This is a genomic window from Oceanobacillus jeddahensis (genome assembly GCF_000750635.1).
In the GTDB taxonomy this organism is placed as follows: domain Bacteria; phylum Bacillota; class Bacilli; order Bacillales; family Amphibacillaceae; genus Oceanobacillus; species Oceanobacillus jeddahense.
The window spans coordinates 298830-315438 of sequence record NZ_CCDM010000001.1 but is presented as its reverse complement, the minus strand read 5'-3'; the positions used below and the strand labels follow the sequence as shown (position 1 = coordinate 315438).

The following is a 16609-nucleotide window of genomic DNA, read 5'->3' as shown; positions in this document are numbered from 1 at the left end:
GGTTATAAAAAAGTAAGTGGTGACAGCTTGAAGATTGTCATCACTTACTTTTTTTTACGTATTGATACATTTTTATTTCTGCAACTATAGTTGAATAGAGTAATTCATAATAAAACAACCTAGCTCTCACGAGTCAAATAAGATTCATTCCATAAAGGAAGTTTCGTTCCAATATTACGTTGAAGCGCGTTCTGATAAACTTGATAGCCCCAAGCTAGATCTTCGGTCGGGAGCCCTCCCATCATACAAATAATGGTTTCGTCTTCAGATGTTCTACCATTCTCCTTATCAATGATAATGTCACCAATATCATCTATTTTATTATCATATTGCTTGGTATGAATAAGATTTAACAGCTGACCTGACATGGTCCAATCAAGTATGCTGGATATGCCTTCTGGATGGCTTAACCCATCCTCTAACCATTTTTCATGCATCGACCATAAATCCGATACAATCCGATGCTTTCTTAAAGTAGATTCTTCAAATTCAGCAGCACCGGTTAGTAAAATGAGAGCTCCCTCTTTAATATGTTCTTCTTTGATAAATGGTTTTGTTTTTCCGGAAGTAGCAACAGTCAAAATATCCGCTTGATTTGTGCAGGCATTTATATCATCTACGACTTCTACATCTACATGCAGTTGTTCACTTAAACGATTTGCAATTTGCTCTCCCTTTTCCACATTGATATCATATAAAACAATTTTATCAATGGAATCAATGGTTGTTGCAATAGCAGTAATGCAGGATTGGTTAATAGCCCCGCCGCCTACAGCACCAAGCACTTTAGCTTCCTTTCGTGCCAGATATTTACTGAATACTGCCGGGACTGCGCCTGTTCTGGTAGAACTTACTAAATTACCTGCCATTATAGAAAGAGGTGCTCCTGTATCTTTATCATTTAGGGTAAACGTATGAATAGATCTAGGTAGGCCTTTGTTTAGATTTTCTATGTTTGAACCGTACCACTTGTTCCCTACCACATCAAACTCCCCGCCTAAATAAGAAATCAATGACATAAAACGCCTATCAGGCCCTGCTTTAGGCATATTTTCAAAAGGTTCTTCCTTGTTAAACCACAGCATTAATCCATGATCATTCCGGTTTGGACCACCTAAGAGATAGTCTCCTTTTCCCATCAGCTTAAACATCTTTTCAATGGTGTTAATACATTCCTTCATATCCAGTACGCCCGCATCAATCATCTCTTCTTCTGTAAGATATAATAATTCAACCTTGCTAGACATATAGATTCCCTCCCAATATTTGTTATAATAAACCTTATAAACTTACAACACCAAAACAGAAAACGCTTTCAATAAAAATAAATAACTTTTACTTGTAATATTAGGTAATAATATATCACTCAAAAAGGTTTAAGTAAACCTTTATTTATTTAAAAAGGAACTATAATTCCTTTTTTAAAAAAACCAATTACTACATAGGAGGCTTCTAAATGGATAAACAAAGTGTTTTAAAAAAAATTATAAACCAAAAAGAAAGTCTGCCCAAAAAGCAGAAAAAGTTTTGTGAATTTGTTCTTGAGCATTACAGAACGATTGGTTTAGACTCCATCGGCGAATTATCTTCTAAAGCAGATGTCGGCACGACGACTATTTTACGAACCATCAATAACTTAGGCTATAAAACGCTGAATGATTTCAAAAAAGACTTACACAAAGCAGTGATTGATTCAAAAACACCCAAGTGGTGGGATTTTAATGATAGTAAAAAAAATAAAAAATCAAGCAGTGAAATTATAAAAACAACTTGGGATAAAATTAATTTTTTACAAAGCTATACAATGAATGATGATTTTGTACAAAGTGTTTTAGCTACAGTGGATCTCATGATAAATGCATCTAGAATCAATATATTTGGGTTAAGATCTGCCCGGTCGGTTGCATTATATCTAGAAAACTCAATTAATCAATTTTATCCAAAATGCAATCAACTAAGCTATGAACCTCATTATATTTTTGACCGAATGCATCATTTTAACGACGATGAGATCGTTGTTTTGGTAGCATTATCTCCGTATACGCAACTGACGTATGATGTTGCAAAATACTGTGCCGAAAAAAAGATGAAAATTGTATTGATTACGGATAGTGAGGAAAATTCAATGATTCCTTATGCAAGTGTAACGGTATTTCTATTCCGATCGGAAGACCATTATACACTAGTTCCCGCTATTTCCTTGGTTGAGACCATAACGGTTTTATTAGGAATAACTATAAACGAGGATAGTGCTGCAAAACTGGATGAAATTGGACAACTATTAGCTCAACAAAATATAACAAAAACGTAATTATTAAAAACTTTTTTATATTAATTTTAATGGCATGTACCAATGTTCATGCCATTCTTTTTGCTCGATTAGGAATTTTAATACCAAAATTAAATAAAAAAGGTTTGATTTATCCAAAATGAATGCTATACTTTCTTTTAAATATGAAAACGCTATCTTTTTTCAAAATTGATGACGTTTACAATAATTGGGAGGGTATTTTATGCAATATAGACTTGGTGTTGATACAGGAGGCACTTTTACAGATGTCGCATTAGTATCTGAACAGACTGGGGAAACTTTTATAACTAAAGTTCCTTCAACTCCAGATAATAGTTCTATTGGTGTGATGAATGGTGTGAAGCAAATTATTTCTGAAAATAAAATTAATAGTAAAGATCTTTCGTTTTTTATTCATGGGTCTACTGTTGCTACAAACACCCTATTAGAGAAAAAAGGAGCAAAAACAGCACTTATCACAACCAAAGGATTTAAAGATGTTATTGAAATAGGCAGACAGACTCGGCCCAAGCTGTATGAATTTAGAGCGAGAAGATCAAAGCCTTTAATACAACGAAATTTAAGATGGGAGATTGATGAAAGAATAAATGCAAGTGGAGAAATTGTTAAAGAGGTGACAGACAATGATATTCAATCCATCTTACAACAAATTACAGATAACCAAGTTGACTCCTTAGTTATTTGTTTTATCAATTCTTTTTTAAATGCGGAGAATGAGAAAAAAGTAAAGGAACGCATTTTACAAGCGTATCCAAATCTTGCAATTACCTTATCATCAGATATACTGCCAGAAATAAAAGAGTACGAAAGAACAAGTACAGCAACCGTTAACGGCTATGTCATGCCTAAGATGAAATTATATTTAAGGGACTTGGAAAATGCACTGACCGAGTTAGACATTTCCAGTGATTTATACATTATGCAATCCAATGGTGGTGTTATCACAACAGATACAGCAGTTGAGATGCCTGTAAGAACCGTACTATCCGGTCCTGCTGGAGGCGTTATTGCCGGCACCGATATAGCGAAACAAACTGGATTACAAAACTTAATCACCATCGATATGGGTGGTACCAGCTTAGATACAGCATTAATCGAAAACGGGATTCCGCAATACACGACAAATAGTAAAATTGACGATTTCCCTATCAATGTTCCTATGGTGGAAATGCATACCATTGGTTCAGGAGGAGGAAGTATTGCCTGGATTGACAGCGGAGGCGCATTACGTGTTGGCCCACACAGCGCTGGTGCAGTTCCAGGACCTGTATGTTATGGGAAAGGTGGGACAGAACCTACTGTCAGTGATGCTAACGCCATTTTAGGACGGATTAATCCGGATGCTATTTTAGGCGGACGCATGGAAATGGACATTGAAAACGCACGTAAAATTATGAAAGAAAAAATTGCAGATCCGCTCTCTATTAGTGTAGAAAAAGCGGCAGAAGGTATTTTAAAAGTTGTAAACGCGAATATGGTAAGGGGAATTCGAGTTATTTCGGTGGAAAAAGGACACGATACAAGAGATTTTTCCCTGCTTGCATTTGGTGGTGCAGGACCTTTACATGCCAGTGATATTGCGAAAGAATTAGGCAGTAAAAATATTATTATCCCGCCAAATCCAGGTATTACTTGTGCATCAGGTATGCTCATTGCGGATGTTAGACATGATGATGTACAGTCCTTTATTTCCAGTACAGATCAACTAAATGTCGCTGAACTTCATGCTGTTTTTGAAAAACTGCAAAAAAATGCACAAGCAAACCTCAAGAAACAAGGTTTTACAGATGAAAAGATTCAACTCCGCCTAAGCTTAGATTTGAAATATAAAAATCAAGCTTATGACTTAAATATTTCTTTAAACGGAAATGCCATTGACCAAGAAACAATTGAACAAGCAATGAAAAATTTTCATCATACACACGAAAAAATTTATGGATTTAATAGAGAAGATCAACCGTTAGAAACGGTTAATGCTAGAGTTACTTCTTTCGGCATCATTGATAAACCTGAAAATAAGTCAAATTCGTCCGATTCTTCTCAATACGATATAACTTTTAAATCTAGAAAAGTATATTTTGATGGACAATATATGGATACCAAAATTGTAGACAGAGACAGCCTTTTACAAAATAACGAATTAGTTGGTCCAGCGATCATTGAACAATTGGACTCTACCATCGTCATACATCCAAATCAAAAAGCATCTACGGATGAATTTAAAAATCTGATTATCGAAAATCTTTAAGAGGATGTTCAAAAAGCTTAACTTTGGGAGGTTATACAATGAGTAAGATTGACGGCATCACATTGGAAGTTATGAAAAACTCTTTTTACACAATCGCGGAAGAAATGGGAGTTACTTTAATCAAAACGGCATTATCCACGAATATTAAAGACCGTGTTGATTGTTCAACCGCTATTTACACAAAAGAAGGAGAACTCGTTGCCCAAGCAGAGCATGTTCCCTTGCATTTAGGGTTAATGCCTTCCGTTGTGAAAGAAATTCTTAAAATGTACCCTGAGGACAAACTATCACCCGGCGATGCAATTTTAATTAACGATCCTTATATTAGCGGCTCTCATTTACCAGACATTTTTATGATTAGCCCTATCTTTTATAAAAGTCAGCTCGTCGCCTTAGCTTCCAATATTGCACACCACGTAGACGTCGGCGGCATGGCTCCGGGAAGTATGTCTGTAAAAGCAACAGAAATATTTCATGAAGGGCTGAGGCTGCCAGCTATTCGTGTAAGAAAAAACGGCAAATTAGATGAAGAAGTCATCAGGCTTTTGGAGAAAAATGTACGGACAGGTGAAGAAGTGCTAGGTGATATCTATGCACAGCTTGCAGCAAATACCGTTGCCGAAAAAAGAATCATTGACTTAATTGAAAAATACTCAATCGAACATGTTTGGGAAAGCATGCATGAGCTGATCGATTACTCTGACAGACGCATGCGTTCAGCAATAAAAGAAATTAAAAATGGTGTCTATACGTTTGAAGATTATTTAGAAGGCGATGGGATCACAGAAGATAACATCTTAATCAAAACAAAAATAGAAATCATGGATGACTCGATTTCCGTTGATTTTCATGGCTCTGACAAACAAAGTAGAGGTCCTGTTAACTCCACACACGGGGTGACAAGTGCATGTGTATTTTATGCTCTAAAATCCTTATTAGATCCCGATGTACCGCCAAATGCCGGGACATATAAATGTATTGATCTTATAGCACCAAAAGGAACCATTGTAAATCCAAATTTCCCTGCTCCCGTTTCTAATGCGAATGCAAATACATCGCAAAGAATTACAGATACGATATTTGGAGCTTTAGCAGATTTACTTCCTGAGCGGTCCATGGCAGCTTGCTCGGGTACAATGACAGGCTTCTCCATTGGCGGGTTCGATCACATCAATAGAAAATATTTATCCTATATTGAAACATATGGAGGTGGACAAGGTGCATTAAGTGATATGGATGGCATGGATGGTGTGCACACCAATATGACGAACACATTGAATACACCAGTAGAGGTCATTGAGCAAACATTTCCTTTCCAAGTAAATAACTACTGTTATGTGGATGGTAGCGCCGGTGCAGGTAAACATCGAGGTGGAGTTGGTCTGCAAAGAGAGATAAAACTTTTAACAGATGGATTTACCATGACATTAATGGCAGATAGAGCAATAAATAGCCCATGGGGACTATTTGGTGGTCTGGGAGGAAAAACTTCCAGCTGTACTTTACAAAAAGAGAATGGAGAAGTCATTCATTTTTCTTCTAAAGTGACCAGAGAAATCGAGAAAAATGATACGGTGACATTGCGTACAGCTGGTGGAGGCGGATACGGAAAACCTGAGGAAAGAGAAGCAGAAAGTGTTCTTCAAGACATCATTTTAGGGTTTATCAGTACAGAACAAGCAAAAAAAGACTACAAAGTAGTAATCAATAAGGACTTTACAGTTAACGAAGAAGAGACAGTTCATTTAAGAAATGCATAACAAATGGGAGGGATTCGATGTCTAAAAAGCAGGAAAGAGAGACATTTGATGAGATGGAACAAGTAAAATCACCACCATTTAAAAATTTTGGATTGTTAGTTTTATTGCACGGCGTAGTTTTTCTATATGTATATATTTGGGAACTTATTTTAACAGCTTTTTAAAAAGGAGGGATGCATATAATGGCTTTAACCATATTTATCATATATTTTGGTTTCCTTTTAATTGTTGGGCCAATTGCCGCAAAAAAGATGAAGAAAAAAGATTCCAGTGATTATATTTTAGCCGGACGATCTGTTCCTACTTGGTTGGTAACTGGAGGAATTATAGCAACGCTCATTAATTCTGCTACTTTGCTAGGATATGGCGGAAGTGGTTATTCTTTAGGGATATCCGCTTATTTCGCCAGCTTAGGCTTTGTTGCTATCTTAATGTGGATGGGCTATACCTTTATTCCAAGGCTTCGTAAAACGAATATTGTGACACTACCTGAGTTGTTTTCGAAAATGTTTGGCTGGAAGCATAAAGTCGTGGCTGTTATTTTAGTTATGTGCCGCGATATGGGGGTTACTGCTGGAGCTTCTGTAGGTATGGCCGTAGTATTAAGCTCTGTTTTTGATCTTTCTTTTGATATAGCATTGATTATCACTTTATTTATTACACTTTTCTTCACTGTAACCGGCGGTATGTGGGCTGTTATGTTTACCGATACCATTCAGGCAGCCTTCTTAGTTATTGGCAGTACCATTATGATTCCATTAGCTATTATGTATATCGGCGGCTGGGATACCCTTTTAAACCTCATTCCAGAAACACATACAGATATGTGGAATGCTGGAGGTATACAAACCTTTGGATGGATTATATCCGGGGCATTAACATGTGTTGCCTATCAAACACTTATTCAAAGAGGATTGTCAGCGAATTCAGATAAAACGGCTAAAAATTCCTTTTTGTATGCCGGAAGTATTGCTGTCGTCTGGTATATGGTCCCTTTCTTAATTGGAATCCTGGCATTGGTAATTTTCCCGGATATTACACCTGATGATGCCTTTTTAAGGCTAAGTACACTCTTCGGCAGTGTAGGAAGTATATTATTCGCAGTTATTGTTGTATCATCCTGTATTTCAACATTAAGCTCTACTATTCTAACCACTGCTTCTAATATCTCTAATGATATATACAAACAGTGGATAAAGCCAGATGCTGATGAAAAAAGCGTTGTTCTTGTCTCTAGAATCTCTGTCGTTGCAGTTGCGATTATCGGCTCTTTAATTGCCCGTTCTTTACCTTTTATATTGGAACTGCTATTAACAGGAGGAAGAATTATGGCAGCTTCCCTAGCTCCTGTTCTTATCGCCTTGGTATTCTGGGCAAGAGCAAGAAGAGCATATCACAGCACAATTTGGGCAATGGTAGCAGGGGCTTTAGCTACAGTAACGGCTATTATTATCGGCAGCCAAGCTGGAGCAGAAGAAGGTTCTGTTGTGTTTGTTTGGGCAGTGGATCCAATTTTGTTAGGATTACCGATTACGCTTCTTATTTTGATTATTGGTACGTTTGTGGAGACGAAGGGGAAAGAGATTATGCTTCCTGATGAACAAGAAGATATTGTGAATAAATAGAAATTGATCTACAAAATATTTATTTAATAAGCATATATTCTGAAACTACAAATACTTCTAAAAAATGTAAACTATACTGCGTAAGTGAGAAACTCTTACAGATTTACTTTAAAGTTTCTCACTTACACTCTTTAAACTTGTATACTAACATTGTTTGATATTTAATAAAATTGAAATTTTATTAAATATTCGAAATATTTTTCTTATTAACTATTTACGCTTACTTTATATTTAAAGTTATTTACTTCATTTCTAGTAGGTAAAGAAGGTATAACATCTCTTTTTGTAACACTATAGGCTCCAACATAATTGGCAAAATTAACTGAGTCTTCTACTGTTTTTCCTTCTGACAGAGCTACAGCCAGTCCTCCAGTAAAAGAATCCCCTGCTCCAGTTGTATCTATTGGGCTGACATTAATACCTTTTATTTCTACACATTTATTTGAACTTACTATCATTGCTCCTTTAGCACCTCGGGTAATAATTATATATTCTGGACCCTGTTTTAATAGGTTTCTTGCTAATTCTTCACACATTTTATCATCTAGTTTTGTATAAAGATCCTCATTATTCAACAACAACAATTCTGTTTCATTTGGATTAACTATATTGGCATATTTCAATAATCTTTTTGCATCCTTATTAGCTGGAGCAGGATTTAATATTATTGCTTTTCCTAAATAATAAGCGTGCTTCATTAAATCTTCTATTAAAGCTAAATTATTCTCCAATTGAAAAACAACAATATCCGAATTTTCAATTTTTCCAGTATTTACTACTTCTTCAGATACTAAATCATTATTCGCTCCACTATCTACTAGAATACAATTTTCACCTTCGTTGTTTAATAGTATAAATCCTACACCTGTATGTTTATCCGACCTAAAAATGGTGCTAATATCAACATTTTGCTCCTTTAACATATTAAGACCATCATTACCAAACTTATCATTCCCCAAACATCCTACAAAAGAAACATCACCTCCTAACTTTGAAGCTGCTACCGCTTGGTTAGCACCTTTTCCTCCATTACTCTCCGAAAAATTTTTTGCCAATAATGTTTCTCCCCATACAGGAATTCGCTCCGTTCTACACGCAAGTCCAACATTATAACTTCCTATAACCAAAATTTTTTTGTTTCCCAACTTGCTCACCTCTTTAATTCAATTACGATATAGATAAGAGGAAATTGGATATTGATCTGACTTTAAATAGATGTTAGAAGACTCTACAGGCTCCATATTCTCTAGGTAAGAAACTTGTTTTATAAAAAGAATAGGCTCTCCTTCCGTTTCGTTTAATAAATACGCTTCTGATCTATTAAGTCTAATAGCCTTGAATTCTCTTGTACCATAATTGATTTTTTTTCCGCTCTGATTTTCAATACTGTTAAATAAAGTTTCTTCCTCGAAATCTACATTCAATATATCTGGACATAAAGATGTGTCTACTATATTTTCTAACAATATAATAGGCTTTTCCTCGATGTAACGCAGCCTTTTTAAATACATTAACTCAGGGTTGTTGTTTTTCTTAATAAATTCAGATGTTTGAATTATATTCTCGTCTTTTATCATATATTTATCTATTACTTTCGTAGTAAATTCTAAATTCTTTCTATTCATAGATTCTGCAAAAGAAATAAGTTCTTGGCCAAATCTATGACCACTTTTATTCTCTTTTACAAATGTTCCTTTCCCATGTATTTGGATAAGAACGCCCTCTTGAATAAGGAGAGAAATAGATTTACGAATAGTTCCTCTACTTACTTCGAAAACTCCACATAATATTTCTTCAGAAGGTAATTTATACCCCTCACTCCACTCATTTCCCACAACTTTATCTCGAATAATATCTGCAATTTGCGTATATAAAGGGGAAGGAGACTTTTTATCTATTTTAGTATTTAAATTTAACATACATTTACAACTCCTTCCCATGAACACCAGTTATCTAAAACGGTTGAATAATGTTCTAATAATCACTTACCTGTTCTCCTGTACCAGTTAAAATTTTCACACCTGCACTAGTTCCTATTAAACTTGCCCCGGCATTTAATATTTCAATACAATCTTCATAAGATCTAATTCCACCAGATGCCTTCACTAATGCTTTATCTCCTGCTATTTTTTTCAAAAGTAGAATATCGTCAACTGTTGCTTTACCTCCACGTCCCCAGCCACTAGAATTTTTTAAATAAGTTACTCCTGCTTCAAGAGCTAGTTCGGCAGCAATTTCTTTTTCATCTTGTGTCAACATTCCGAATTCTAACATAATCTTCGTAACTTTACCGCTTGCAGCGTGAACAATCTCTTTTATTTCATTTTTATATTCATCATACATTTTACTTTTCAAGAAACCAACATTAGCCATAAAATCCAGTTGGTCTGCTCCTAATTTGAATACATTTTCAGTTTCTTTCACTTTAGAAGCTGTTGTTGCGCCGCCCATTGGAAATCCAAGTGCTGTACACACTTTAATATCAGTATTATTAAACATTTTTTTTGCTTCTTCAATCCAACAAGGCTGTAACATAACTCCATCAAAATTATACTCAATGCAATCGTTGCAAAGAGAGATAATCCCTTCCCTGTTTAAATCTGGATTTACATTTGTATGTTGAATTTTTTTGGCAATTTCTTCTTTAGTAAATGTTGTCATTGTTTTCTCCTCCATTATATCTATAATTACTTTGAATTTCTACATTTTATCTTTATAGTAATCAGGTGTCACAACTCCTGATCTATTAAAAAACTTTTTAACATCCACCCCAGACTGTAATACAATATTACCCCAAGGATTATATGAACCTGTTCTTATAACTGCCTTTGCTTTGTGTGCTTCCTTTGTCAATATATCTTCATGAGGAATGCCGTTTATATTTACACCTTCAAAAATAGACTGAATAGATTCATATAAAGGCTTATTATTAACAAATACATCTTCTGCCACATATATTTCTTCAGCTATAAATTCTTTCTCAATTAACTTTAATACGGTTTCTGTATCTGGAATTTCATCTGTTAATGCTAAGTCCACTCTTCTTACACCTTCGGGAATAGGAAAACCTACATCAGAGATAATAATACGATCAGTGTGTCCCATAGAAGCAATAACATCATTCAACTCCTTATTTAGAATCCCTCTTTTTTTCATGTAAAACTCCTCCTTATAGCTTTATTCTAAAATTTAAACCTGTTATTGCTCAGCTAAAAATTCTTCCACATTCTCAAGAGAAACAAATTCAGAAGGTAATTCGATATATTCTGGCTGTTCTTCTCCATTCACAACATCAATAGCAACTACCACTGCTTCCTCACCATATGCTTTAGGTGAAACAGCCATAGTTCCCGTCAATTCTTCATCTTTCACTGAATTTAGAGCCTCTCCTGTTCCATCATTTGAAACAACGGCAACATCGCTCAAATTATTAGAATTTAAAGCTTGTAATGCTCCTAACCCCATCTCATCGTTTGCCGCATATAACCCATCAATTTCAGAGTGAGATTGTAGAATATTCTCGGTTACATTCATACCTTCTGTTCTATCAAAATCCGCTGATTGTGATGAGACAATCTCTATATCAGGATAATTGCTTAATGCATTATTGAAACCTTCACTTCGATTATTGGCAACATCTGTACCTAGAGTACCTTGTAATTCGATAACTTTACCTTGACCTTCTAACTGTTCTGCCAAAAATTCCCCTGCTATCTCTCCGTTTTTCACCTCATCATACCCCATGTGCGTTACTACATCTGCTCCCTCTATACTTCTTCCAGTAGTTATCACTGGGATACCAGCTTCAACTGCTCCATTAATTGCTGTTAATGACCCTTCACTATCAACTGGATCAACAATCAAAACATCTACTTGTTGCTGGACTAAATCTTCGACCCCGCTTATTTGTTCCGATAAGTCCCCATTTGCATTTACAACTGATATATTAACCCCTAACTCCTCTGCTGCTGCCTCTGCCGATTCCTTAACTTCAACAAAAAATGGATTATTCAAAGTATTTATCGCGTACCCAATAGTTATGTCTTCGGAACCTTCATCCCCCCCTTCATTATTTTGACCCTCAGCACCATTTGATCCACATGCAGCAAGAATAAAACCGGAAATTAAGAACATGAATAACAAAGCTGCCTTTTTCAATTGTTTTTCCTCCTTGAAATATATTTTATAAAATAAAAATTTTATAACGAATTTATTGAAACACTACTTATCTCTATTAATAAAACGGTCAATAATAACTGCAAATAATATGATAAGACCCTTTGCAATATCTTGATAAAAAGGAGAAACATTAATTAAATTCATGCCACTTGTTAAAAATCCAAGAATTGCTACACCTATTAGTGTCCCAAAAACACTTCCCCTGCCTCCAAACAAACTGGTTCCACCAAGAATAACTGCAGCAATGGCATCTAACTCATATCCTGTGCCTGCCACTGGACTAGCAGATGATAACCTAGCCGTTAAAATAACCGCTGCTAACCCTGCTAACAATCCAGAAGTTGTATACACAATAATTTTATGAATGTCTACTTTTACTCCTGATAATTTTGTAGCTTTTTCATTTCCTCCTATGGAATAGATATATTGACCATGAATCGTTTTTCTAAGAATAAAAAATAAAACAAGATAAACTGCTATTAATAAAAATACAGGAAATGGAATAGGACCAACATAACCTTGTCCAAGAAAATTAAAACCCGATTCTGAAACAATAATAGGATTACCGTCTGAAAGGACTAAAGCAACCCCTCCATACAATGTCATTGACGCTAGAGTAACTATTAAAGGCGATAATTTTAATTTAGATATTAAAACTCCGTTCAAGCACCCAACTAATGCACCAACCAATAATCCAGCAATGATTGCTAAAGTTGTATTCCCTGTACTAGCTAACGTTAAAGCTGATACAACTCCTGCAAAAGCAACAATGCTCCCTACAGATAGATCAATACCACCTTTAATAATGACTAGTGTTTGTCCTGCCGCAATAATACCAATTACCGAGATTTGCCTTAACATACTCATGAAATTAGAGTATGTGAAGAAATTAGGTGACAAAACAGAAAATATGATGATGATTAAGACCAAAATAAGCATCATTCCATACTTTTGGATTGCACTTAGGCTTAATAATTTTTTCTTTGTCATTTCATCCACCGATCTTCACCCCCTCTGCATTCCTTGCACCTGAAGCGTATTCCATTAGAATTTCTGGAGTAGCCTCTTCAGCTTTAATTTCTGCCACTATTTCTCCTTCAAAAAATATTAGTATTCTATCACTTAACCCCAAAACCTCTTCAGAATCACTAGACGCCATTAAAACCGCCTTTTCTTCTTCAGTTGTTAAATTTGTTAATATTCTATAAATTTCCGATCTTGCTCCAACATCAATTCCTCTTGTTGGTTCACTAAGCAGTATTACTTCTGGTTGTGTTGCTAACCATTTAGACAAAACTACTTTTTGCTGGTTCCCTCCACTTAAATTTACAACTGGATCTGATAAATGGTTTAATTTTATACTTAATTTTTCTTTATAATATTTTCCTGCATTCATTATCTTTTTTTGATTTTTCACACCGTAAGAAGAATACAATTTCATTGATGGGATAATGATGTTATCGGTAACACCCAAATCTAATACTAGCCCCTCTTCTTTTCTGTTTTCTGTAACATAAGCAATTCCCAGTTTTTTTGCATCGTTCGGAGATGATATTTTTTCTTCTTTTCCATTAATTAAAATAACACCTTCCATAATTTTGTTTACACCAAACAATGCATCTAATACTTTTGTATGCCCAGAACCTATTAGACCAAATAATCCTAATATTTCGCCTTTTTTGACTGAAATATTAATATTATTTATAAATTCATTTGATAAATGATTAAGCGCCAATAGATCTTCCCCAATAATATTATTTTTTTCCGGAAACATATTCTCCATTTTTGTTCCAACCATATATTCTATAATTTTTTCATTACTAAATTCACTTATACCTCCTTCTTTTATATTTTTACCGTCTCTCATTACTGTCACATAATCACAAATTCTCTGAATTTCATCTAACCTATGAGATATATAAATTATTCCTATACCTTGAGCTTTTATGGACTCTACTACTTCAAATAATCTTTCTGATTCTTTAATAGACAAGGCCGCAGTAGGTTCATCCATTATTAATATAGAAGAATCCTCAGAAATTGCCTTTAGTATTTCTACTACTTGTTGTTCCCCGACACTTAATTCTCTAATTGGCTTTTCTGCATCAATGTCTAATCCATATTTATCTATCAATTTTTGTGTATGCTTTAACGATTCTTTTTTTGAATTGATAAAATTCAAAAATCCTTTTCGAATTTCTTTTCCTAAAAAAACATTCTCATATACCGTTAAGTCTGGTATCAAGTTAAATTCTTGGTGAATGATACTTATTCCATTTTCTTTGGAAGATTTAGGGTCAACTATACTTATTTTCTTACCTTTCAGATAAACTTCACCAGAATCACTCATATGATTACCTGATAAAATTTTCATTAAAGTGGATTTTCCAGCACCATTGGAGCCTAATAAAGCATGAACACTGCCTCGCATTAACGTTAAATCAACATCTTTTAACACTTCAACTGGTCCAAAAGACTTTGTTATTGACCTCATTTTTAACAGATCATCCAATTTGTATACCTCCTTGTACTTTTATGTACGTCTATGTACGTATATTTATTATAAGTATTACATTTAGTTTTGTAAACCCTTTCATTTAATTTTTTGATTCTTTATTTTTTTGACACATTCGAATAAATAATCTTGTACTGTATTGAAATTCATTAAATACTTGAATATCAGCTACCATAGACTATTCATAGAAGTGTATTAAGCAAATCCATAAAAAAATAGCCCCCTAATCTTTTAAAAAGATAGAAGCTATTTCAAGAATTTTTTGTTTCACTACAGAATTAAATTCAAATAGAAAAAGGTGACTCACATTTCGATACTTAAAAATATTCATGTTCAATCAATTAACAACACCTTTTCCTTACTATAATCCCGACGGATTTGTTCTGTAATCTGATCTGAGATAAGATAACTAATATTTTCAATGGAGCTTACAATATGCTTACTGACTGTACCAAACTTATCTTTCGTTAACATCGATAACACTTCCGTAGAAACATCAATCATACGGTTTTTTATTTCTGCCTCCTGCATAGTTGGCACACTTATGCCTGATTCAATATCGATATTATAAATTCCCATTATATATAGGTCTGCTCGCATTTTACTTAACGATTGATATGTTTCCACACCAACATTAATCATTGAGCGTTTATAAAAAATCCCTCCTAAATTAATTACCTCAATATTCCGGTGTTGCGATAAGGCAACTGCTATCGGGGGACTGTTTGTAATAATTGTTGCTCTAAAATCCTGAGGAATCATTTCTACTAAAGTTAAATTTGTTGTACTTCCATCAATGATAATTACTGATTCTTCTTTAAGAAAAGGTAATGCTTTATCTGCAATAGCTGACTTTGCATCTTTTTCAACAGTTTGCCGGTAAGTGAAGTCGGTAACTGGCGGGCCAATTCGTAAAGCTCCGCGATGCACCCTTTTTAAAAGCCCCTGCGTATCCAGTTCTTTTAAATCACGCCTTACCGTGTCTTCAGATACATTAAATAACTGACTTAAATCACTTGCGATCACCTTTTGTTCTACACTTAATATATCTAAAATCCTTTGCTTTCTTTCTTCTTTCAACATCATTTATCTCCTCCTATCAAGATAGTAGCATTCCTGCAGTTTTTTGACAAATCAGTGACGATATATAAATAAAACGACATATAAACGCATAAAACTGCATATTATATATTTATTTTTGCATGTTTGTGTTGACTATCGAATAACAAGCGTATAAAATTGGGCTAAAGATGAAAGGAGTTTGATGCATATATGAAAAAAATTACTCTATCTCCGTCTATTATGTGTGCCGATTTAGTTAATTTAGAGCAAAGTATAAAAGAATTAGAACAAAACGGGCTAGAAAAAGTACATATTGATGTAATAGATGGAAAATTCAGTCCGAGTATGCCATTAGGTATTGAAACTATTAAAAGAATGAGAGAGGTCACGGATATGGATTTCGACGTTCATATTATGTCGACCAACAATGAATATTTCATTGAAGAAATGATTAACATTGGCGTACAAGGCATCACTTTTCATTACGAAACCAGCCTTCATACAGACCGCTATATTAATTTAATTAAAGAGTCTGGAGCAAAAGCAGCAGTTGCATTAAACCCCGCCACGTCTATTTCTGTACTAGATTACACTTTAGAATCTTTAGATATGGTTTGTTTAATGCTGATTAATCCTGGATTCGCTACAAATAAAGGGGAAAAACAAGTGCCTTACGCCATGAAAAAAATTAAGGATTTAAAAGAAACGATTGCAGGTCGATCCCTTCATACATCTATTCAAGTTGATGGCCGTGTTTCATTAACGACCATTCCTGAATTAGTAAAAGCAGGAGCAGATGATCTAGTCTTAGGCAGCACCAGTTTATTTATCAAAGGAAATTCTATAGAACAAAATCAACAGTCTGTGTTAGATGCAATAAAAAAAGGTCAGGCATAAATAAGGAGGAAA

At 34.6% G+C, this 16609-nt stretch carries 15 protein-coding genes; 6 read left to right on the top strand and 9 right to left on the bottom strand.

Annotated features, from left to right (window positions below; all coding sequences use genetic code 11):
* Positions 1 to 119 precede the first annotated feature (119 nt).
* On the bottom strand, positions 120 to 1247 hold the full coding sequence (locus BN986_RS01465) for a tyramine oxidase subunit B (RefSeq protein ID WP_040977873.1): 1128 nt from the start codon (positions 1245 to 1247) through the stop codon (positions 120 to 122).
* Positions 1248 to 1456: 209 nt separating this feature from the next.
* Between BN986_RS01465 and BN986_RS01460 the strand changes: the two genes are divergently transcribed.
* The 5 genes from BN986_RS01460 to BN986_RS01445 all read left to right on the top strand — a co-directional run bounded on the left by BN986_RS01460 (position 1457) and on the right by BN986_RS01445 (position 7944).
* Positions 1457 to 2311, top strand: coding sequence for a MurR/RpiR family transcriptional regulator (locus tag BN986_RS01460; protein WP_040977872.1), 855 nt, complete (start codon positions 1457 to 1459; stop codon positions 2309 to 2311).
* 202 nt (positions 2312 to 2513) lie between these two features.
* Positions 2514 to 4559, top strand: coding sequence for a hydantoinase/oxoprolinase family protein (locus tag BN986_RS01455; protein WP_040977871.1), 2046 nt, complete (start codon positions 2514 to 2516; stop codon positions 4557 to 4559).
* 38 nt (positions 4560 to 4597) lie between these two features.
* The gene (locus tag BN986_RS01450) at positions 4598 to 6319 is read left to right on the top strand and encodes a hydantoinase B/oxoprolinase family protein (RefSeq protein ID WP_040977870.1); all 1722 of its coding nucleotides are present in this window, start codon (positions 4598 to 4600) and stop codon (positions 6317 to 6319) included.
* Between the two features lie 17 nt (positions 6320 to 6336).
* Positions 6337 to 6483 (top strand): hypothetical protein, encoded by a 147-nt coding sequence (locus BN986_RS26850; RefSeq protein ID WP_157037061.1) that lies wholly within the window; start codon positions 6337 to 6339, stop codon positions 6481 to 6483.
* 18 nt (positions 6484 to 6501) lie between these two features.
* Positions 6502 to 7944 (top strand): sodium:solute symporter family protein, encoded by a 1443-nt coding sequence (locus BN986_RS01445; protein ID WP_040977869.1) that lies wholly within the window; start codon positions 6502 to 6504, stop codon positions 7942 to 7944.
* A 206-nt stretch (positions 7945 to 8150) separates the two neighbouring features.
* Here BN986_RS01445 and rbsK read toward each other — a convergent pair whose 3' ends face one another.
* From rbsK to BN986_RS01405, 8 genes are all read right to left on the bottom strand, one after another.
* The gene (rbsK, locus tag BN986_RS01440) at positions 8151 to 9089 is read right to left on the bottom strand and encodes a ribokinase (protein ID WP_040977868.1); all 939 of its coding nucleotides are present in this window, start codon (positions 9087 to 9089) and stop codon (positions 8151 to 8153) included.
* An 18-nt stretch (positions 9090 to 9107) separates the two neighbouring features.
* Positions 9108 to 9863: a GntR family transcriptional regulator gene (locus tag BN986_RS01435; RefSeq protein ID WP_040977867.1), complete on the bottom strand. Its 756-nt coding sequence runs from the start codon at positions 9861 to 9863 to the stop codon at positions 9108 to 9110.
* Between the two features lie 55 nt (positions 9864 to 9918).
* Positions 9919 to 10605: a deoxyribose-phosphate aldolase gene (gene deoC, locus BN986_RS01430; RefSeq protein WP_040977866.1), complete on the bottom strand. Its 687-nt coding sequence runs from the start codon at positions 10603 to 10605 to the stop codon at positions 9919 to 9921.
* A gap of 39 nt (positions 10606 to 10644) precedes the next feature.
* Positions 10645 to 11100 (bottom strand): D-ribose pyranase, encoded by a 456-nt coding sequence (rbsD, locus tag BN986_RS01425; RefSeq protein ID WP_040977865.1) that lies wholly within the window; start codon positions 11098 to 11100, stop codon positions 10645 to 10647.
* A gap of 42 nt (positions 11101 to 11142) precedes the next feature.
* Positions 11143 to 12102 (bottom strand): substrate-binding domain-containing protein, encoded by a 960-nt coding sequence (locus BN986_RS01420; protein WP_040977864.1) that lies wholly within the window; start codon positions 12100 to 12102, stop codon positions 11143 to 11145.
* 63 nt (positions 12103 to 12165) lie between these two features.
* The gene (locus tag BN986_RS01415; RefSeq protein ID WP_040979104.1) at positions 12166 to 13113 is read right to left on the bottom strand and encodes an ABC transporter permease; all 948 of its coding nucleotides are present in this window, start codon (positions 13111 to 13113) and stop codon (positions 12166 to 12168) included.
* Between the two features lies 1 nt (position 13114).
* A complete protein-coding gene (locus tag BN986_RS01410; protein WP_052400570.1) occupies positions 13115 to 14635 on the bottom strand; it encodes a sugar ABC transporter ATP-binding protein in 1521 nt (506 codons plus the stop codon).
* A 336-nt stretch (positions 14636 to 14971) separates the two neighbouring features.
* A complete protein-coding gene (locus BN986_RS01405; RefSeq protein WP_244444920.1) occupies positions 14972 to 15724 on the bottom strand; it encodes a DeoR/GlpR family DNA-binding transcription regulator in 753 nt (250 codons plus the stop codon).
* Positions 15725 to 15910: 186 nt separating this feature from the next.
* On the opposite strand from BN986_RS01405, the gene BN986_RS01400 reads away from it, so the two are divergent.
* On the top strand, positions 15911 to 16597 hold the full coding sequence (locus BN986_RS01400) for a ribulose-phosphate 3-epimerase (protein WP_040977863.1): 687 nt from the start codon (positions 15911 to 15913) through the stop codon (positions 16595 to 16597).
* Positions 16598 to 16609 lie beyond the last annotated feature (12 nt).